Source organism: Mesorhizobium sp. ORM8.1, assembly GCF_053005525.2.
This window is the reverse complement of sequence record NZ_CM132600.1, coordinates 6,281,042-6,299,772: the sequence shown is the minus strand read 5'-3', so window position 1 is coordinate 6,299,772 and position 18,731 is coordinate 6,281,042. Positions and strand designations below refer to the sequence as shown.

15 protein-coding genes, 1 other RNA gene and 2 pseudogenes are annotated in these 18,731 nt (G+C 63.1%); 7 read left to right on the top strand and 11 right to left on the bottom strand.

The window, feature by feature from the left end; genetic code table 11:
• Genes ACVDG8_RS31395 through mraZ form a run of 4 tightly spaced genes read right to left on the bottom strand, consistent with a single transcriptional unit; the run spans position 1 to position 3,590 of the window.
• Positions 1-1,722 carry a peptidoglycan D,D-transpeptidase FtsI family protein gene (locus ACVDG8_RS31395; RefSeq protein ID WP_455707367.1) on the bottom strand — a complete coding sequence of 574 codons (1,722 nt, stop codon included), beginning with the start codon at positions 1,720-1,722 and terminating at the stop codon, positions 1-3.
• The gene (ftsL, locus tag ACVDG8_RS31390; RefSeq protein WP_447251932.1) at positions 1,719-2,114 is read right to left on the bottom strand and encodes a cell division protein FtsL; all 396 of its coding nucleotides are present in this window, start codon (positions 2,112-2,114) and stop codon (positions 1,719-1,721) included. The genes ACVDG8_RS31395 and ftsL overlap by 4 nt, the downstream gene beginning before the upstream one ends.
• Positions 2,115-2,118: 4 nt before the next feature.
• A complete protein-coding gene (gene rsmH, locus ACVDG8_RS31385) occupies positions 2,119-3,135 on the bottom strand; it encodes a 16S rRNA (cytosine(1402)-N(4))-methyltransferase RsmH (protein WP_447251931.1) in 1,017 nt (338 codons plus the stop codon).
• Positions 3,132-3,590, bottom strand: coding sequence for a division/cell wall cluster transcriptional repressor MraZ (gene mraZ / locus ACVDG8_RS31380; RefSeq protein WP_447251930.1), 459 nt, complete (start codon positions 3,588-3,590; stop codon positions 3,132-3,134). The genes rsmH and mraZ overlap by 4 nt, the downstream gene beginning before the upstream one ends.
• A gap of 407 nt (positions 3,591-3,997) precedes the next feature.
• Here mraZ and ACVDG8_RS31375 point away from each other — a divergent pair.
• Positions 3,998-5,112 (top strand): annotated as a pseudogene (locus ACVDG8_RS31375) (cystathionine gamma-lyase).
• A 52-nt stretch (positions 5,113-5,164) separates the two neighbouring features.
• On the opposite strand, the gene ACVDG8_RS31370 reads toward ACVDG8_RS31375, so the two are convergent.
• The 6 genes from ACVDG8_RS31370 to ACVDG8_RS31345 form a co-directional block, all read right to left on the bottom strand.
• A complete protein-coding gene (locus ACVDG8_RS31370; protein WP_447251928.1) occupies positions 5,165-5,449 on the bottom strand; it encodes a type II toxin-antitoxin system ParD family antitoxin in 285 nt (94 codons plus the stop codon).
• Positions 5,450-5,606: 157 nt separating this feature from the next.
• Positions 5,607-6,003: RNase P RNA component class A (gene rnpB, locus ACVDG8_RS31365), an RNA gene on the bottom strand.
• Between the two features lie 112 nt (positions 6,004-6,115).
• Positions 6,116-6,805, bottom strand: coding sequence for a lytic transglycosylase domain-containing protein (locus tag ACVDG8_RS31360; RefSeq protein ID WP_447251927.1), 690 nt, complete (start codon positions 6,803-6,805; stop codon positions 6,116-6,118).
• A 185-nt stretch (positions 6,806-6,990) separates the two neighbouring features.
• Positions 6,991-7,758, bottom strand: a complete 768-nt coding sequence (locus ACVDG8_RS31355; RefSeq protein WP_447251926.1) for a peptidoglycan recognition protein family protein — start codon at positions 7,756-7,758, stop codon at positions 6,991-6,993.
• Complete coding sequence (locus ACVDG8_RS31350) at positions 7,755-8,474, bottom strand: TerB family tellurite resistance protein (protein ID WP_371010268.1); 720 nt, start codon at positions 8,472-8,474, stop codon at positions 7,755-7,757. The genes ACVDG8_RS31355 and ACVDG8_RS31350 overlap by 4 nt, the downstream gene beginning before the upstream one ends.
• A 122-nt stretch (positions 8,475-8,596) precedes the next feature.
• Positions 8,597-8,800 (bottom strand): hypothetical protein, encoded by a 204-nt coding sequence (locus ACVDG8_RS31345; protein ID WP_447251925.1) that lies wholly within the window; start codon positions 8,798-8,800, stop codon positions 8,597-8,599.
• 171 nt (positions 8,801-8,971) lie between these two features.
• Here ACVDG8_RS31345 and ACVDG8_RS31340 point away from each other — a divergent pair.
• From ACVDG8_RS31340 to ACVDG8_RS31325, 4 genes and pseudogenes are all read left to right on the top strand, one after another.
• A pseudogene (locus tag ACVDG8_RS31340) lies at positions 8,972-11,513 on the top strand (hydantoinase/oxoprolinase family protein); the annotation flags it as partial.
• Positions 11,514-11,643: 130 nt separating this feature from the next.
• A complete protein-coding gene (locus tag ACVDG8_RS31335) occupies positions 11,644-12,852 on the top strand; it encodes a hydantoinase B/oxoprolinase family protein (protein WP_455707870.1) in 1,209 nt (402 codons plus the stop codon).
• A gap of 37 nt (positions 12,853-12,889) precedes the next feature.
• A complete protein-coding gene (locus ACVDG8_RS31330; protein WP_447251922.1) occupies positions 12,890-14,188 on the top strand; it encodes a DUF3419 family protein in 1,299 nt (432 codons plus the stop codon).
• Positions 14,185-14,850 (top strand): class I SAM-dependent methyltransferase, encoded by a 666-nt coding sequence (locus ACVDG8_RS31325; RefSeq protein WP_447251921.1) that lies wholly within the window; start codon positions 14,185-14,187, stop codon positions 14,848-14,850. Before ACVDG8_RS31330 ends, ACVDG8_RS31325 begins: the two co-directional genes overlap by 4 nt.
• 5 nt (positions 14,851-14,855) lie before the next feature.
• On the opposite strand, the gene ACVDG8_RS31320 is transcribed toward ACVDG8_RS31325, so the two are convergent.
• On the bottom strand, positions 14,856-16,241 hold the full coding sequence (locus ACVDG8_RS31320; protein ID WP_447251920.1) for a serine hydrolase domain-containing protein: 1,386 nt from the start codon (positions 16,239-16,241) through the stop codon (positions 14,856-14,858).
• 287 nt (positions 16,242-16,528) lie between these two features.
• On the opposite strand from ACVDG8_RS31320, the gene ACVDG8_RS31315 reads away from it, so the two are divergent.
• Positions 16,529-17,320 carry a glycoside hydrolase family 25 protein gene (locus ACVDG8_RS31315; RefSeq protein WP_447251919.1) on the top strand — a complete coding sequence of 264 codons (792 nt, stop codon included), beginning with the start codon at positions 16,529-16,531 and terminating at the stop codon, positions 17,318-17,320.
• Between the two features lie 182 nt (positions 17,321-17,502).
• The gene (locus tag ACVDG8_RS31310) at positions 17,503-18,681 is read left to right on the top strand and encodes a lytic murein transglycosylase (RefSeq protein WP_447251918.1); all 1,179 of its coding nucleotides are present in this window, start codon (positions 17,503-17,505) and stop codon (positions 18,679-18,681) included.
• The last annotated feature ends 50 nt before the right edge of the window (positions 18,682-18,731 follow it).

Genomic DNA, 18,731 nt, shown 5'->3' with positions numbered 1-18,731 from the left:
TCATTCATAGGAAACCAACGTTGCACCATTTTCATGGCTGAAATCTGGTTTCACGCCAAGCATGGCCGCGGAACGCCTGATGATATTGCCAGCTATAACACCCGCATTCGCGGCCGCGACGTCCGTCATGCCGGGCTTTTCCGGGTGCGGGGCGTCGGCGATCGTAAACACCAGGAATTGCGGATCGTCCATCGGGAAGGCAGCGACAAAAGTATTGAAATTCAAGTCTTTCGAGTAGCGGCCATTGATGACCTTTTCGGCCGTTCCGGTCTTGCCGCCAACGCGGTAGCCGGGAACTCGAGCGTTTCTGGCCGAGCCCTTCTCGGCGTTGAGCGTATAGAGGTAGCGCATGCCCTGTACGGTCTTTTCGCTGACGACTTTCTTGGCCACCGCCATCGCATCCTGCTCGCTGCGGACCAGGAATGTCGGCTGGATCAGGTAGCCGTTCATCAGCGCCGCGCAGCCGACGGCTGCTTGCAGCGGTGTCGTCGACACACCGTGGCCGAAGGCGATGGTGAAGGAATTGACCTGTTTCCAGACCTTCGGTTCAGTCGGGCGGGCGACCTCCGGCAGTTCGGTCTGCATCTTGTCCAGAATTCCAAGGCGATGCAGGAATTCGCGGTGCCCCTCGATGCCGACCAGTTCGGCCTCCCTGGCCGACCCGATGTTGGACGAATAGAGGAACACCTCCGGCAACGACAGCACGCGGTTCTTGCCGTGGAAATCGTGGATGGCCTGATGGCCGACCCGGATCGGATGCGACGCGTCGAAACGACTGTTCATCGTCGCCTTGCCGGAATCTAGCGCCATCGCCGATGTGAAGCTCTTGAAGGTCGAGCCCATCTCATAGAGGCCGGCCGACATACGGTTCAGCCGGTCCTTTTCCTGGGCATTGTAGGGATTGTTCGGATCAAAATCGGGCACCGAGGCCATGGCGATCACTTCGCCGGTCTTGACGTTGAGCACGACGGCGCCGGCGCCCAGGGCGCGATAGCGCTCCAGGCCGGCGGCGATCTCGTCGCGCACCACATGCTGGACGCGCAGATCGATCGAGAGCTTCACCGGCTTGAGATCCTTGGCCACCGCCAGGCCCGACGCCTGCAGGTCGCTCAAACCCTGCTCGTCGATATACTTCTCCATGCCGGAGATGCCCTGGTTGTCGATGTTGGTCAGCCCGACGATATAGGAAGACGTCTCGCCGCTCGGGTAGAAGCGGCGCTTTTCGGTGCGGAAGCCGAGGCCGGGAACGCCCAGCGCCATGATGTCGGACTGCTGCTTGGGCGTCAGCTGCCGTTGCAACCAGACGAAACCGGCGCCGCTCTTGAGCTTATGGTAGGTCTGCTCGTAATCGATCTCGGGAAGCACGGTCGACAATTTCTCGATCGCCTCGTCGGCATCGACGATGCGGCGCGGCTCGGCAAACAGCGATGCCGTCTTGATGTCGGTCGCCAGCACTTCGCCGTTGCGGTCGACGATATCCGGCCGCGACGCGGTCACCCGGCTCTGCGGCCCGCCCGACAGGTCTGGGCTCTGCATGCCGAGATAGACCAGGCGGCCGGCAATCGTCGAATAGATGGTGAAGAACACCGCCATCGTCATGACGATACGCGTCTTTGCCTTGCCGCCGGTCGCCTTGCGGGCATCGACGACGATCGAGCCCTTTTCCGCCGCCTTCGTGCGCCGCCTGAGCAGGTTACCGATCCTGGGAAGCCTGCCGATCATTGCACGGTGCTCCCGGTGACCACAGGATCCTTGCCGTCCGGCTGCTGCTTGTCGGAATTGTCGGCCATGCCGCCGAGCCGCTGCGAGGTGAGGTCCTCGATGGTCAAGGGTTTCACGGGAATGTCGTCAAGGCCGCCAATCTGGTGCGCGTTGACCGGCTGGAGCCCGAGCTGGCTCTTGTAGACGTCGGCAAGCTTCTGCAGGCGCGAGGGCTGGGTGAGCAGGCTCCAATCCGCCTTGAGAAGATCGATCGTTTCTTCCTCGTAGTGGATCTGCGCCTGGATGTTGCGCACAGCCTTCATCTGTTCCTCGGCCTCGCGCTTGGTCTTGTAGGTCAAGGCCGCGGCCGAAACCATGACGGCGATCAGGACTATGTCGCTGGTACGAAACACGTGCTTACCTCTCCCCCGGCCGCTCGACGGCGGGAAGCTTTGGAAGGCCGAAAATCGAAAAATCACCGGCGCGCGCCGGCGCGTCGGTGCGGATCGCCGCGCGCAGCCTTGCCGAACGCGCCCGCGGGTTGGCTTCTATCTCGGCCTCTCCCGCCGTGACGCCGCCGCCCGACTTGGCGAAGGTCGCAACGCGCATCGGCGCGTCAGGCATATGGCGCGAGCCGCTGGCGGCCTCGGCGCGATCGGCGATGAAGCGCTTGACGATGCGGTCTTCCAGCGAGTGGAAGGTCACCACGACCAGCCGCCCGCCGGGCTTCAGCACACGCTCCGCGGCAAACAGCGCTTTGGCCAGTTCGCCAAGCTCGTCATTGACGAAGATGCGCAGCGCCTGGAAGACGCGTGTCGCCGGATGGATTTTGTCCTTCGGCGCGCGGCCGATATGGGTGGAGATCGCGTCGGCAAGGTCGAGCGTGCGCTCGAACGGCCGCTTCTCGCGCCGGCTCTCGATCATGCGCGCGATGCGGCCGGCATGGCGCTCTTCGCCGAGGAAGCCGAAGATGCGGGCAAGATCGCCCGCCTTGAAACTGTTGACCACATCGGCGGCGCTCAGACCCGCCTGCGCCATGCGCATATCGAGCGGCCCGTCGGCGCGGAAGGAAAAGCCGCGCTCGGCCTGATCGAGCTGCATGGACGAAACGCCGATATCGAGCACGACGCCGTCGGCGCTTTCGACATGCTCGTCCAGCGTCGAGAACGGCGCCTGGACAAGCGTCAACCTGCCGCCGGCCTGCTGCTCGAGCGCCCTGCCGGCAGAAATCGCATCCGGATCACGATCGATAGCCACCACCGAGGCGCCGCGATCGAGGATCGCGCTGGTGTAACCGCCGGCGCCGAATGTCCCGTCGACGATCGTCTCGCCTGGCTTCGGCTGGACAGCATCAAGCACTTCGGCAAGGAGGACCGGAATGTGACGGGCCAGTCCGCCAACGGCGTGAGATCCCTCGCCGTGGCCAGCCATCATTCCGATCGCTCCCCAGGCTTCGTCCCCTGCCGAAGCTGCAACAGCCTGGCCCGCGCCTGCGCCCCATAGGCGGCAAGCCGTCCCGGCTCCCAGACTTGAAAGAAATTGCCGCGGCCGACGAAAGCCACCTCGTTCGATATGCCCGTATGCTCGCGGATGAAATCGGTCATGGTGATGCGGCCATCCTGGTCCAGCTTCAGAAACGTCCCGTCGCCATGGCAGAAGAACGACATGTCGTCGGCCGTCTGCAGGAACGGGTCTTCCAGCGCGATCCGCCGCTCGTAGCGATCGAGCAGGTCGAGCCCGCCGACATCCATCGCCGACAGGTCCAGGCAGCGCAACGCGAAGAGTTCCGAATAACCGCGTTTCTGCACGACGGCGCGGAAATGCGCCGGAACGGACACCCGTCCCTTCGCATCGATCCTGTTCACCGCATTTGACAGAAATCGGTCCACTACACGCTACAGCCGCTTGCGCCGCCGCACCCCTTCCCATGTTGTTCTCCGTGCCGCCGCAGCACGTTCCTTCGCGAGAAATCGCCTCGTTCGCCCGAGTGAAAAAAATCGGCAAACGCACAGCCGCCGCGACTGCCCGATTGGCGTACGCTTCAACCTGACGCGGAACGAAAGCTTGATGATGCGAATGGGATATCATGGGGTGCTATGGGCGTCAACGGGAACAGGCATCACAAACACGCGCGCTGCAACCGGAAGAATAGGCTGAAGGCACGTCTCGTCTTTATCGTCTATTAAGCCTAACGAAGCGTTTAGAGGCCTCTGGCCCAAAAAGACCCAACTTGATGTGAATGGCCGCCGCGCATAGCGTCGGCGGCGATTGCTGTTCAGCCGAAGGATCGAGCCTCATGTCCGACACCGCGCAGTCACGCGCCGCGGCACTTGCCCATTTGCGCAGCCATGGTTTCGCCAAGGGCGATCCGATCCCGTTGCCACTGACCATGGCCTCGATCTTCCACACACCGGGCACTGAGGCCGGCTTCGACCAATATGGCCGCTACGACAATCCGACATGGCGCGCCGTCGAGCACGCGCTCGGCCAGCTCGAAGACGCGCAATGCGTGACCTTCCCGTCTGGAATGGGGGCGATCTCGTCGGTGTTTTTCGCGCTGCTGAAATCAGGCGACCGCGTACTTTTGCCGTCCGACGGCTATCACGCCACCCGCGCGATGGCGGAACGCTTTCTGAAACCCTCGGCATCGCCTACGACACAAGGCCGACGCCAACCTTCCTTGACGGTGGCTTCGATGGCTACCGGCTGGTCTTTGCCGAAACGCCATCCAATCCGCGACTGGATATCTGCGATATCGCGGCGATCGCCGAAGCCGTCCATCGGCAGGATGGGCTGCTTGTCGTCGACAACACGACGATGACGCCTTTCGGCCAGCGTCCGCTCGATTTCGGCGCCGACATCGTCGTCTCCGCCGACACCAAGGCGGTGAATGGTCATTCCGACGTGCTGTTTGGCCATGTCGCCAGCCGCAATCCGGAGATCATTGCCAAGGTCGGTGACTGGCGCGGCATGGTCGGCGGCATTCCTGGGCCGTTCGAGGCTTGGCTCGTGCATCGCGGACTTGAGACGCTGGAAGTGCGTTTCGACCGGATGTGTTCTTCGGCGGAGACAATCGCAAAAAGACTGATAGCCCACCGGACGGTGAGCGGCCTGCGCTATCCCGGCCTCGATGGCGACCCGTCCCACAATCTGGCGCGCGCCCAGATGGAACGCTTCGGCTTCCTGATTTCGTTCGAACTCGCCTCGGAGCAGAAGGCGGAAGCCTTCATCGACAATTGCGCGCTGATTGAATCGGCGACCTCGTTCGGCGGCGTGCACACGTCGGCCGAACGGCGTTCGAAGCGCGGCGACGCCGTGCCGCCAGGATTCGTGCGCCTGTCGATCGGATGCGAGCCGGTGGAAGAGCTCTGGCAAGCCATCGAGGCGTCGTTGGATAAGATCGCAAGCTGAGCGAACCTGTTAAGGGGTTCATGTCATCCGCTTCGAGGAAGTAGTTGGTATTTCACTCTTCGAAGCCTTTCGCTTCAGCCATCTTGAGATATCTGGCGCGCGCTCGTTCGATAATCGACGGACCCTCAAGCGCCGGCCCGCTGTCGATCCCTTCCTGCACCAGCTTGCGTAATTCCTCGACGGTGTAGCCGAGCAGGTCGCGGCGATCCTTCCATTGCCTCAGCGCATCGCGGATCACTTCGCTGGCCGAGGCATATTCGCCAGCGGCGACAACGTCGTCGACCGCGGCCGCCAGTTCCGGCGAAAGCGTGATGCTGCGTTTGTCGACCTTGCCCATGCATATGCTCCCTTGCCCCGCTAAGGTACGATTTAATCGCACCAGCTTCAAGGACAGGTTTGGACACGGCGTGGAAACTGGCCTGCAGAATGCCTGAATCAAAAGGAGCGCCTGTCGGCGTAACCTCCTGACCCCGTTCAGCTATCGCCAAGGAGAAAATGCCAGCTGGCCTGTAAGCCGGGTTCTGTATGGCCCTCGCCCGAAAGCGAGAACGTGGCGGCCATTCATCTTGGGCGCATGTTGCCATGCGCCTCACGCAACCTACCCGGGCGGTGAGCCGGAAACAGCCCTCGAAGGTTTCCCTTCGCACCGCCCCTATTCGGTTTTGCTCCCGGTGGGGTTTACCGTGCCGCTCCTGTTGCCAGTCGCGCGGTGGGCTCTTACCCCACCCTTTCACCCTTGCCGCGGCCGAAGCCGCGGCGGTTTGCTTTCTGTGGCACTTTCCCTGGGGTCGCCCCCGCCGGCCGTTAACCGGCACCGTGTCTCCATGGAGCCCGGACTTTCCTCACCCGCAGCCTTTCGACTCTCGCGGGTGCGGCCGCCCAGCCAGCTGACAAGCGCGTATAAAGGGATTCCCGCCTGAAAACGCAAACGAAAAAGGCAATGCATGTCGCCCAAAAGTGTGCAGCGGTTCTAGGACAACGACATGCAAAGCTGACAATTCGCTTAAGCCGGTGAGCCGAGCGCCGCCATCTGCACCTTCACCTTGCTGCAATAGGCGGCGGAGATCGGATTCATCCGCGTCGCGCCGTGGCCGGCATTGTATTTCAGGATCGTGCCGCAAGTGGTGCCGCCGCCGAGATCCCGCGCCATGGCGAGGTACTTCATGCCGTATTTGATGTTGGTGTCGGGATCGAACAATCCCTTGGCCGAACCGTTATAGCCCATCATCCGCGCCGTCGCCGGCTTGATCTGCATCAGGCCGATTTCGCCTGCGCCGCCGACCATATGCGGCCGATAATTGCTTTCGATCTTGATGACCGCCTTGGCCAGCGACACCGGAACGCTGTAGCTCGCGGCATAACGGGCGATGATCGTCGAATACTGGCCGTCGCCAACGCCTGAAGAGAAGGCTGGTTTCTCGGGGCGAATGGAAGCTGTCGTGGTAAGGTCGATAGCCTTTTTGCCGCGCCTGGCCCATTTGGCCGTTGATTTTGTTGCCTTGATCGCAGCTGCCTTCTGCACCTTTGCCGCTCTTTTTGAGATTTTGCCGACTTGGGCTGCTTTCGGCGTTGCGGAGGCGGCGGCGAAGCCATTGTCGGCTCGGGGGCTCAAGGGGGCACTGTTCGCCGGGCTGAAGGCAAAGCTTATCACTCCGACAGCAACAGCTGCCGCTACAACGGTCAAATTTTGCATGTAATCCTGTTCTGCTAGAACCGGGCGAAGAACTTCGCGCAGTTGTTCCAATTCAACGTCGGTGCATCCAGGAGGCTAGATGCCCAACGACTTGCGGGAGTGGCATTTGACCGTGGAATTGGCGGCAATGAAGGCGAGGCAATTCACTTTAAATGACAGATTGTAATTTAAAGACCCTGCCGCGATTATTTGGCGAAGGTTGCCTTAACGGAAGCCAGCAGCCTTTGCAGCGTGCTGATCGTGGAGTAATCGGCCACGCCGTCGACCAGTCGCCGACGAAAGTGTCGCTGGAAAGCCGACACCACGATTTCGGTCTGCCGATCGTAGACACCGGAGATGTCGACGCCATAGCCATAAAGCGCCAGCATCGACTGCAACGCCTCGACATCGGCGCCGGTGTTGCCCGCTTTCAGCGCCGCGCCTGGCCGCAACGGCGCTGCCGGCACCAGATGGCCGACACCGGCGGCAAACAAGGCTTTCCATGGGAACTTTTCGCCCGGATCGACCTTGCGCCCAGGCGCGACATCCGAATGGGCAAGCACTCTTTCGGCCGGGATCAAGTAGCGCCCGACGATCCCCGCGCATAGGCTGGTGACAGCCTCGATCTGCCGCTTCGGAAATGCCTTGTAGCCCAGCGAATGTCCAGGATTGGCGATCTCGATGCCGACCGAACAGGAGTTGATATCGGTGCGTCCGAACCACGAACTCTTGCCCGCATGCCAGGCTCTGTCCTGCTCGCGCACCATCTGGATGATGCGTCCGTCCTCATGGACCAGATAATGTGAGGATACTTCGCTCTGCGGATTGCACAGCCACGCCTCGGCGCCGGCGCCGCTCGCCATGCCGGTATAATGCAAAACGATCATGTCGGGCCTGAGCGTCTCGCGGCGTGGCCCGAAATTCGGCGACACCCTGACCTCGGCACCAGGCTGTTCCGGCAGAAAACCGCTCATGCGTGCCTGAGGCCCCGCTCGATCATCTCATAGGCGGTGTTGATCGCCGCGACCCTGGTCGTGGCGATCTTGATGAATTCCTGCGGCAGGCCGCGCGCGATCAGCCTGTCGGGGTGATTGTCGGAGATCAGCTTGCGGTAGCGCTTCTTGATTTCCTCGAACGGCTTGCCGCGCTCGATGCCGAGAACGACATAAGGATCGGCGGCGCCGAGATTGACGTGCCGCGACAGGATCGCCTCGTAATGCGCTTCATCGATCCGAAAAATCTCGGCAATCCGATGCAGGAACTGCCCTTCGTGCTCATGGATCAGGCCGTCCGCCTTGGCGATGTGGAACAATCCATCGAGGATATCCTCCAGCATCATGCAGTTGGCGTGGCCGGAGCCGCAGAGCCCAGCCATACGCTGTGCGTAGATCTCGAAGCCGGCAACGTCCTGTTTGGCGATGTCGTAGAGCCGCGCCACGTTGCGCGTTTCACTCGGCGGCACCTCGAAGATTTCCTGGAAGGCGCGCACCTCGTCCTGGGTGACGATGCCGTCCGCCTTGGCCATCTTGGCCGACAGCGCAATCATCGCCACCGAGAAAGCGACACGCCGGCGCAAATCCGGATCGCCGGAGAAGACGGTCCGCACGGCTTCCACGACGTCCGCGACGCCCGAGGACGCCGACGACGAAACACGAGCGATGAAATCGCCAAGGCGGTCCCAAATCGACATGCCGGCTTCATAGAGCGAACCGGGCGGTTCTATCAAGCGGGACGATGCCGCAGGGTGAATCCATCTCTGGACCAGAAGGCCGGCAAAGCGCCGGCCTTCTTGAATGTTTGCTATGTCAGCTCTTACTGCGCAGGCGCGGCAGGAGCCGGTTTTGTTGCCGGAGCCGGTTCAGCGGGCTTCGAAGCGTCAGGCGAGGCCGGCTTCATCGTATCGTTGGCCGGCGGATTGGTGCTCTGGGTCGTGGTCTTGTCGGTGCCGTTTTCGCTGCACGCAGCGACGCCCAAAAGGGCTAGGGCCGAAATCGACGCAAGAATGAGCTTCCTCATGACATCTCTCCTTCAGTAAACGCTCACGTTTTGGTGAACGGTCAGATAAGAAATGCGCCAGCGAGGCCTGAGTTTCGTAACGTTGCATTTCTGTATGTAACACCAACTTACAGTGGCCGGGCTTAAACACGGCGGGCTTGCGGTTCGCGCGTCCGATACATGGGGTAGAGAATGTCGAACACTGCAGAGGCCGGAAAATGGGATTTCTGGATCGATCGCGGCGGCACCTTCACGGATGTCATCGGCCGTGATCCGCAAGGCGGCCTGCATCCGCGCAAGCTTCTGTCGGAAAATCCCGAAGCCTATGCCGACGCCGCCATCCAGGGCATTCGCGACCTGCTCGGGCTGGAATCCGGCGCAGCGATCCCCTCCGGACTGGTCGGCGACGTCAAAATGGGCACCACTGTTGCCACCAATGCGCTGCTCGAGCGCAAGGGCGACCGTGTGCTCCTGCTCATCACCAAGGGCTTTCGCGACGCGCTGCGCATCGCCTATCAGGCGCGGCCGGATATCTTCGCCAAGGAGATCATCCTGCCGGAGCAACTTTACGAGCGTGTCATCGAGATCGATGAACGCGTGCTCGCCGACGGCTGCGTCGAGCGCCTGCTTGACATCGCCGCCTGCCGCCCGGCGATCGAGCAGGCCAAGGCCGACGGCATCGACGCGGTGGCAATTGTCTTCATGCATGCCTGGAAGTATCCGGATCACGAGAAGGCCGTGGCCAAGGTCTGCCGCAAGATCGGCTTCAGCCAGGTCTCGGTCAGCCACGAGGTCTCGCCGCTGATCAAGCTGGTCGGCCGCGGCGACACCACCGTGGTCGACGCCTACCTGTCGCCGATCCTGTCGCGCTATGTGCAAGGGTGGCGGGCGAACTGGGCGTCCTCTCCCCCTTGAGGGGGAGATGTCGGCGAAGCCGATAGAGGGGGTCCTCCCAGAAGGCACCGTCAGGGCGTCGAGCCCAGTCGATCCGACCCCACCCGGCGGCTTTGCCGCCACCCTCCCCTCGAGGGGGAGGGAAAGCCCCCGCCTGATGTTCATGATGTCGTCGGGCGGGCTGACCGCCGCCGACATGTTCCAAGGCAAGGACGCGCTGCTGTCGGGACCTGCCGGCGGCGTTGTCGGCATGGTCGAGACGGCAAAGCTCGCCGGCTTCGAAAAGGTCATCGGCTTCGACATGGGCGGCACCTCGACCGATGTCGCCCATTATGACGGCGAATATGAACGCGCCTTCGACACCGAGGTTGCCGGCGTGCGCATCCGCGCGCCGATGATGCGCATCCACACCGTTGCCGCCGGCGGCGGCTCGATCCTGCACTATGAAGCCGGCCGCTTCCGCGTCGGCCCGGATTCCGCCGGCGCTAATCCCGGTCCGGCGGCCTACCGGCGCGGCGGGCCGCTCGCTGTCACCGACGCCAATGTCATGCTCGGCAAATTGCAGCCCGATTTCTTCCCGGCGATTTTTGGACCCGGCCAGGACCAGCCGCTCGATGCGAAAACGGTGCGCGATAAATTCGCGGCGCTCGCGGCCGAGATCGGCGATGGCCGCTCGCCCGAAGCGGCGGCCGAAGGCTTCGTCACCATCGCTGTCGAAAACATGGCCAACGCCATCAAGAAGATCTCAGTGCAGCGCGGCTATGACGTCACCGAATATCTCCTGAACTGTTTTGGCGGCGCCGGTGGGCAGCACGCCTGCCTCGTCGCCGATGCGCTTGGCATGGAAGCCGTGCTGATCCACCCCTTCTCCGGCCTGCTTTCGGCCTACGGCATCGGCCTGTCCTCGGTCTTCGCCTCGCGCCAGCAGGCATTGCTCAAGCCGCTGGCGGAGGAATCCAGAACCGAAATCGGCAATCTCATCGCCGACTTGCGCAAAGCCGTCATCGCCGATCTCGCGGCGCAAGGCATCGCCGAGGACGCGGTAGCCGCGAAACCGGTGCTCCACATTCGCTATGACGGCACCGACACGACGCTTCCGGTGAATTTCACGGAAGACTCGATTTTCCAGGCCAGGCGCGATTTCGAAATCGCCCACAAGGCTCAATTCGGCTTCGTCTATGACAACAAGCCGATGATCGTCGAAGCTGTCGGTGTCGAGGGCGCCGAAATCGCCGAGAGCAGGGCTGAAGCCTATGCGCCCGCCGGGCCCGGGGGGACAGAGCCGAAGCCATCGGAAAGCCGGCGCATCTATTGCGAAGGCAGCTGGCACGAAGCCGGCATCTTCCGCCGCGAAAACCTGCGTCCTTCCAATCTGGTCGCCGGCCCCGCCCTGATCATCGAAGCGAACCAGACCATCGTCGTCGAACCGGGCTGGCGCGCCGAAATCACCAATCTCAACCACGTCGTGATACGCCGTGTGGTCAAGAAGCTGCGCGCCGCGGCGCTCGGCACCGAAGCCGATCCGGTGATGCTCGAGGTGTTCAACAATCTCTTCATGTCGATCGCCGAGCAGATGGGCGTGACGCTGCAGAACACCGCCTATTCGGTGAACATCAAGGAGCGGCTGGATTTCTCCTGCGCCGTCTTCGACCGCCACGGCGCGCTGGTTGCCAACGCGCCGCATATGCCGGTGCATCTGGGCTCCATGGATCGCTCGGTCGAGACCATCATCCGCCTGAACTCCGGCGATATCCATCCTGGCGACGTCTTCGCGCTCAATGCCCCTTACAATGGCGGCACGCACCTGCCCGACATCACCGTGGTGACGCCTGTTTTTTCCCTCCCCTTGAGGGGACAGTGGCCGCGCAGCGGCCGGGTGGGGTCCTCTCGGAAGGAACCGCAAGAACGTCGAGCACTGCCGCAGCGACCCCTCCGCCGCCTTCGGCGGCACCTCCCCTCAAGGGGAGGAAATATTATTCTATGTCGCCTCGCGCGGCCATCACGCCGATGTCGGCGGCACCGCACCTGGTTCCATGACGCCTCTGGCCACCACCGTCGACGAGGAAGGCGTGCTGTTCGACAATTTCCGCATCGTCGACCGCGGCCGTTTCCACGAGAAGGAGTTGGAGACCCTTCTCACTGACCATCCCTATCCCGCCCGCAATCCGGTCCAGAACATCGCCGACCTGAAGGCCCAGATCGCCGCCAACGAGAAGGGCGTCGCGGAGTTGCGCAAGATGGTCGCGCATTTCGGCCTCGATGTCGTCGAAGCCTATATGGGCCATGTCCAGGACAACGCCGCCGAAAGCGTGCGCCGCGTGCTGGAACGGCTGCCCGATGCTTCGCAATACGAGTACCCGACCGACACCGGCCAGGTGATCAAGGTCAAGATCAGCGTCGATCGCAAGAAGCGCGAGGCGACCGTCGACTTCACCGGCACGTCGCCAGTGATGAAGAACAACTTCAATGCGCCCGAGCCTGTCGCCCGCGCGGCCGTGCTCTATGCCTTCCGCGTCATGGTCGAGGACATGATCCCGATGAATGCCGGCTGCCTCAGGCCGATCAACATCATCATCCCCGATGGCTCGATGCTGAAGCCCGCCTATCCGGCCGCTGTCGTGGCCGGCAATGTCGAGACTTCGCAGCACGTCACCAACGCGTTGTTCGGCGCCATGGGCGCGATAGCCAATGCGCAAGGCACGATGAACAACCTGACCTTCGGCAACAAGAAGTACCAATATTACGAGACGATCTGCTCCGGCTCGCCGGCCGGCCAGATGAATTCCGGGCGCGGCTTTGCCGGCACGTCCGGTGTCCACACCCATATGACCAATTCGCGCCTCACCGACCCGGAGGTGCTGGAGCTGCGCTTCCCCGTGGTACTGGAGGATTTCCACATCCGCGAGGGTTCCGGCGGCAAGGGCAAATGGAACGCCGGCGACGGCACCAAGCGCACCATCCGCTTCCTCGATAAGATGGAGTGCGCGATCCTGTCCTCCCACCGCAACCGTCCGCCCCAGGGTCTCGACGGCGGTGGCGATGGCGAGGCCGGCTCGACCAAGGTCAGGCGCAATGACGGCTCGGTCGATGTGCTGAAGGCTTGCGACCAGACCGTGCTCGAGGCCGGTGAAGCCGTGATCCTGACGACGCCGACGCCCGGAGCATTCGGCAAAGCGTAGCAGGCGTCAACAGTCAACAGGCTGTCACCTGCCTGTCATGACGCTGCGCTACCCGCTTGCGCCAATGCAAACGGGGAATCACCTTGCCATGTCGGATGTTTCCGGAGAACTCGTTTATCGCCGCGGCAAGGAAGTCGGAAAAGCGGTCTACCAGAACCGCGCATTGTCGAAAGACGGCATTTCCGAGCGGCTTTTCGCCTTCCTGTTCTCCGGCCTCGTCTATCCGCAGATCTGGGAAGATCCGGATGTCGACATGGAGGCCATGCAGCTCGGCGCCGGCCACCGCGTCGTCACAATCGCATCAGGCGGCTGCAACATTCTGGCTTATCTCACGCGCTCGCCGGCCAGCATCGACGCCGTCGACCTCAACGCCGCGCATATCGCGCTGAACCGCATGAAGCTCGAGGCAGTGCGCCACCTGCCGTCGCAGGGCGACCTGTTTCGCTTTTTCGGCGCCGCCGACACCAGCCATAATTCGGATGCCTACGATCGCTTCATCGCGCCGCATCTCGATCCGGTCAGCCGCCATTACTGGGAGCGCCGCAGCTGGCGCGGCCGCCGCCGCATCTCGGTGTTCGACCGCAATTTCTACCAGACCGGCCTGCTCGGCCTCTTCATCGCCATGGGCCATCGCGTCGGCAAGCTGTTCGGTGTCGATCCGGCCGGCATCATGAAGGCCCGGAATATCGGCGAGCAGCGACGCTTCTTCAACGAGGAGCTGGCGCCGATCTTCGACAAGAAGCTGCTGCGCTGGGCGACCTCGCGCAAGGCTTCGCTGTTCGGCCTCGGCATCCCGCCGGCGCAGTACGATTCGCTGATCACCTCCGGTGACGGCTCGATGGCCAGCGTGTTGAAGGCGCGGCTGGAAAAGCTCGCTTGCGACTTCCCGCTGAAGAACAATTATTTCGCCTGGCAGGCCTTTGCCCGCCGCTACCCGCAGCCCGGCGAGGCAGCCCTTCCCGCCTATCTGGAACAGGCGAACTACAAGACCATCCGCGACAACATCGATCGTGTCGGCATCCACCATGCCAATCTGATCAAGTTCCTCGCCGGCAAGGATGCGGGGGCGGTCGACCGCTTCGTGCTGCTAGACGCGCAGGACTGGATGACCGACGACCTGCTCAACGATCTGTGGACCGAGATCACCCGCGCCGCATCGGTTGGCGCCCGCGTCATCTTCCGCACCGCGGCCGAGCCCAGCCTGCTGCCAGGCCGCGTCTCCAACTCGCTGCTCGACCAGTGGACTTACGAGAGCGATGCCTCGCGCGAATTCTCGGCCCGGGACCGCTCGGCCATCTATGGCGGCTTCCACCTCTATGTGAAGCGCGCCGCATGAGCACGACCGAGCTGCCGGCCAGCCATGCCGAATTGATGGACGGCGTCTATCGCTGGCAGCGCCATATCTACGATCTGACCCGCAAATATTACCTGCTCGGCCGCGACCGGCTGATCGACGGGCTTGACGTGCCGAAAAATGGCAGCGTGCTGGAGCTCGGCTGCGGCACCGGCCGCAACATCGTGCTCGCCGCCCGCCGCTATCCCGACGCCCGCTTCTTCGGCCTCGACATCTCGGCCGAGATGCTGGAGACGGCCAGCGCCGCGATCGTCCGCGACGGTCTCTCGGCCAAGGTCAGCCTGGCATGCGGCGACGCCACCGATTTCGACGCCAAGGCGCTTTTCGGCGTCGAGCGCTTCGACCGCGTTTTTGTGTCCTATTCGCTGTCGATGATCCCCGGCTGGGAAAAGACCGTGTCGACCGCGCTGGCAGCGCTGGCGCCAGGCGGTTCGCTGCATGTCGTCGATTTCGGCCAGCAGGAAGGCCTGCCGCGATGGTTCCGAACGATGCTGCGCGGCTGGTTGAAGAAATTCCACGTCACGCCGCGTCAATCACTGCGCGACGTGCTTGAATCGGAATCCGAGCGCACAGGCGCAACCTTCCGGTTCAGAACGCTTTATCGCGGCTATGCATATCTCGGCGTGATTGGAGCCGGCGCGTAGCAGCGCTACTGGTGCAGCGCCTTCACCAGGGCGCCAACCATCGTCTGCGGCCGGTAGCCGAACTTGGCTGGCGTCAAGCCCAACCGCACCACGACCAGTTGCTCCGACGGAATGATCGCCACCGTCTGGCCGTCATGGCCTTCCATCCAGTAGGTGTCCTTGGGCAGGCCGGCCGCCGAGCCGGCACCGGGCTTTTCCTCATCGCCCGGACCTTCGACCCACAATTGGCCCTTGCCATAGACCTTTGAGGCCGGCGCCGGCTCGCGCATCCAGTCGACGAAGCCGGCCGGAAGCACCTGATTGCCGTTCCAGACGCCGCCCTGCAGCAGGAATTGGCCGAAGCGCGCCCAGTCATGCGCCGTGGCGTAGAGATAGGACGAGCCGACGAAAGTGCCCTGCTCGTCGGTCTCGAGCACCGCGCTGTGCATGCCGAGCGGCTCGAACAGCGCCGTGCGCGGCCAGGAAAGCGCCTTCGCCTTGTCGCCGATGGCGTCCTGCCAGAGCCGCGACAGCATCACCGCCGTGCCGCTCGAATAGGAAAACACCTTGCCAGCTTCACCGGTCAGCGGCTTCGACTCGGCAAAGCCAGCCATGTTCGGTTCGAGATAGAGCATGCGCGTCACGTCGGCGACGTCGCCATAATCCTCGTTGAACTCCAGCCCGCTCGACATCGCCATCATGTCGGCAAGGCTGATGGCGGCGCGGCCGTCGGCCTTCCACGGCGCGAACAGCCCCTTGCTGTCCACCGCCATCTTGCCGTCCTTGACCAGCGTGCCGATGATCGCCGCATTGACCGTCTTGGTCATCGACCAGCCGAGCAGCGGCGTCTTGGCCGAAAAGCCTTCGCCATAGCGTTCCGCGACAACGCGGCCGTTCTTCACCACGACGATCGCACGCATGCCCGTGCCAACCATCGATGCGTCGTCGACGATCTTGGCGATCTCGGGGTTCTGCGAAGCATCTACCCGCTCGCCGTCGGGCCAGAGCGCGTCCGGTTGCGCCGCCGCGGCTGGCGCCGTGCGCAGTGACGTCTGCCGCGCCTTGCCGGTGTCGCCATCCGGAACCGAGGCGCAGCCGACGCCGTCGCGCTCGACGGCGACGCTCTTGCCCAGCACCCAGAGCAGGCCCGCCGAAACGATGCCCCTCTCCTTGTCGACGGACACCTTCATCAGCTTGAGCAACGGATGGCCCGGCGCCTGCACATCGACCGCCAGGACCTCATTGGCGTCGCGGCCGGCGACGAAGACGTTGGAACAGACGATCTTGGCCGAATAGCCGGAGCCGACACGAATAAGCTCCGGCGGGGCGAAATAGAGCCATGCGAAGAGCGCGACCACCGCCAGCACCACGAGGCCGAGCAGCCATTTGATGAACCTCACGACAGCCCGCATCTTTTCCGCCCTTTGAATTTTCCGGCTCGATTTATGTCATCGATTTGCCGCCATTGCTTCCGCAAAATCATGTCCCTTGTCGAGCGTCGTCAATGGTTTATCAACCATGTTCGGCGATCAACTCGTCCATGTCGCCCAAAAGTGTGCAGCGCTTTTGGGACAACGACATGGGCAAAGCAAAAGTATGGATGGTCCTGTGGGGCGACCGTCCGGAGGGGGCCAGCGCAAGCAACGGCCATCTGCAAGGACCCATCAGCGGCCGGCTGGAACCGGCCCCGGGGAATGCCATGCGCAGTCTTGCGGCCATCCTGATGCTGACGCTGCTGGGCGCCTGCTCGACCGTCGATGATTTGTCGCCGCTGTCGCCGGCCTCGCAGAATGTTGCCGTACGCGCACCCCGCTTTGACGATTCCAAGCCGCATGAGTGGGACAGCGGCGCGCCATGGAACTACTCCATCCACGGCACCGACGTTTCCAAATACCAGACCTCGGTCAACTGGCCGACCGCCAGGGCGAGCGGCATTTCCTTCGCCTTCATCAAGGCAACCGAGGGCGGGGACCGGTTCGACGAGTATTTCAACGAGCATTGGGCGCGCACCAGGGCGGCCGGCGTGCCGCGCGCGGCCTATCATTTCTTCTATTTCTGCACGCCCGCCGCCACCCAGGCGCGCTGGTTCATCGCCAACGTTCCCAACGACCCGTCGGCCATGCCGCCGGTGCTCGACATGGAATGGAACCCGAAATCGCCGACCTGCAGGCTGCGCCCCGACGCGGCTACCGTGCGCGCCGAGATGACAACCTTCCTCGAAATCGTCGAGCGCCACTACGGCAAGAAGCCGATCATCTACACCTCGATCGACTTCTTCGACGACAATGAGCTGGCCACTTTCCGCGGCTATCCCTACTGGCTGCGCTCGGTCGCAGGCCATCCGCGCCAGAAATATGGCAGCCACCCCTTCACGTTCTGGCAGTACACCGGCACCGGCATTGTGCCGGGCATGACCGGCAAGTCCGACATCAACGTCTTCAACGGCTCGGAAGCCGCCTGGAAGAAGTGGCTGCGGCAGAACACCCGTTGACATCCGTCCCCGCGCCTGCTTTTCGACAGCGCGGGCGGCTTCACATGCAACCGCTGATGAACAAGGCGCCGCGCACCCAACCGGGTGGCGAACGGCGCTCCTGAATTTTGAAATCCACGCATGCTCCTGTGCAGCCCGGTTCGGGTTTGATGGGATCATGTGCCGGTCTCGAAAGGGAAGCAATGGGATTGCCCACTGGAATCCTGGCGGCGTTGATCCTTGGCGCAATCGCCTGGCCGGCGGTTGCGCAGGAATGCGGCGGCGATTTCGAGGCCTGGAAACAGGGCGTGGCGGCCGAGGCCAAGGCAGCCGGCGTCGGCGCCGTCGGTCTCGACGCGCTGGAAGACGCGACCATCGACCAGAAGGTGCTGGCCCGCGATCGCGCCCAAGGCGTCTTCACCCAGACCTTCACCGAGTTTTCCAACCGCATGATTTCGGGCTATCGCCTCAAGCAGGGCGCGGCCAATTTGAAGAAATATGCCGATGTCTTCGACCGCGCCGACAAAGAGTTCGGCGTCCAGCCGGCCGTCATTACCGCCTTCTGGGGCCTGGAGACCGATTTCGGCGCCGTCCAAGGCGATTTCCACACGCTGGACGCGCTTGTCACGCTTTCGCATGACTGCCGTCGCCCGCAGCTCTTCCGGCCGCAGTTGCTGCCGCTGCTGACCTTGATCGATCGCGGCGTGCTGCCGGCCGACGTCAAGGGCGCCTGGGCCGGTGAGGTTGGCCAGACGCAGATCCTGCCGACCGACTATCTGGCGCGCGGCGTCGACGGCGACGGCGACGGCAAGGTCGACCTCAGGAACAGCGTGCCGGACGTCATCATGACCACGGCCAGCAAGATCCAGTCGCGCGGCTGGAAGCGCGACCAGCCCTGGATCCAGGAGGTGCGCGTGCCCGACGAGATGCCGTGGGACCAGACCGGCCGCACCAACAAATTGCCGCTGTCGCAGTGGGCGCAGTGGGGTGTCACCAGCCCGAACGGCACGCCCTTGATCGACAACGGCCTGAAGGCCGGCCTGGCGCTGCCTATGGGCCGCAAGGGCCCAGCCTTCCTGACCTACGACAATTTCGACGTCTACCTGGAATGGAACCAGTCCTTCACCTACGCGCTGACCGCCGCCGTTATGGCGACGCGGTTTGCCGGCGCGCCGCAATTCGATCCACGCACGCCCGAGCAAGGCCTCGACGGCAACCAGATGAAGGCGCTGCAGACCAAGCTCGAAGCCAAGGGCTATGACGTCGGCACGGTCGACGGCATCCTCGGCACCAACACACGCGAGGCGATCCGCAAGGAACAGACGCGGCTCGGGTTGCCGGTGGATGGCTGGCCGACGCCGGAGCTGTTGGGGAAGCTGTAGTTCCTTTCCCTTCTCCCCTTGTGGGAGAAGGTGGATCGGCGCGTAGCGCC

Coding starts and splice junctions, on each gene's coding strand:
- ACVDG8_RS31395 (WP_455707367.1), bottom strand. CDS start 1,722: ATGATCGGCAGGCTTCCCAGGATCGGTAACCTGCTCAGGCGGCGCACG.
- rsmH (WP_447251931.1), bottom strand. CDS start 3,135: ATGATGGCTGGCCACGGCGAGGGATCTCACGCCGTTGGCGGACTGGCC.
- ACVDG8_RS31370 (WP_447251928.1), bottom strand. CDS start 5,449: ATGGGCAAGGTCGACAAACGCAGCATCACGCTTTCGCCGGAACTGGCG.
- ACVDG8_RS31360 (WP_447251927.1), bottom strand. CDS start 6,805: ATGCAAAATTTGACCGTTGTAGCGGCAGCTGTTGCTGTCGGAGTGATA.
- ACVDG8_RS31355 (WP_447251926.1), bottom strand. CDS start 7,758: ATGAGCGGTTTTCTGCCGGAACAGCCTGGTGCCGAGGTCAGGGTGTCG.
- ACVDG8_RS31350 (WP_371010268.1), bottom strand. CDS start 8,474: ATGTCGATTTGGGACCGCCTTGGCGATTTCATCGCTCGTGTTTCGTCG.
- ACVDG8_RS31345 (WP_447251925.1), bottom strand. CDS start 8,800: ATGAGGAAGCTCATTCTTGCGTCGATTTCGGCCCTAGCCCTTTTGGGC.
- ACVDG8_RS31330 (WP_447251922.1), top strand. CDS start 12,890: ATGACGCTGCGCTACCCGCTTGCGCCAATGCAAACGGGGAATCACCTT.
- ACVDG8_RS31325 (WP_447251921.1), top strand. CDS start 14,185: ATGAGCACGACCGAGCTGCCGGCCAGCCATGCCGAATTGATGGACGGC.
- ACVDG8_RS31320 (WP_447251920.1), bottom strand. CDS start 16,241: ATGCGGGCTGTCGTGAGGTTCATCAAATGGCTGCTCGGCCTCGTGGTG.
- ACVDG8_RS31315 (WP_447251919.1), top strand. CDS start 16,529: ATGCGCAGTCTTGCGGCCATCCTGATGCTGACGCTGCTGGGCGCCTGC.
- ACVDG8_RS31310 (WP_447251918.1), top strand. CDS start 17,503: ATGGGATTGCCCACTGGAATCCTGGCGGCGTTGATCCTTGGCGCAATC.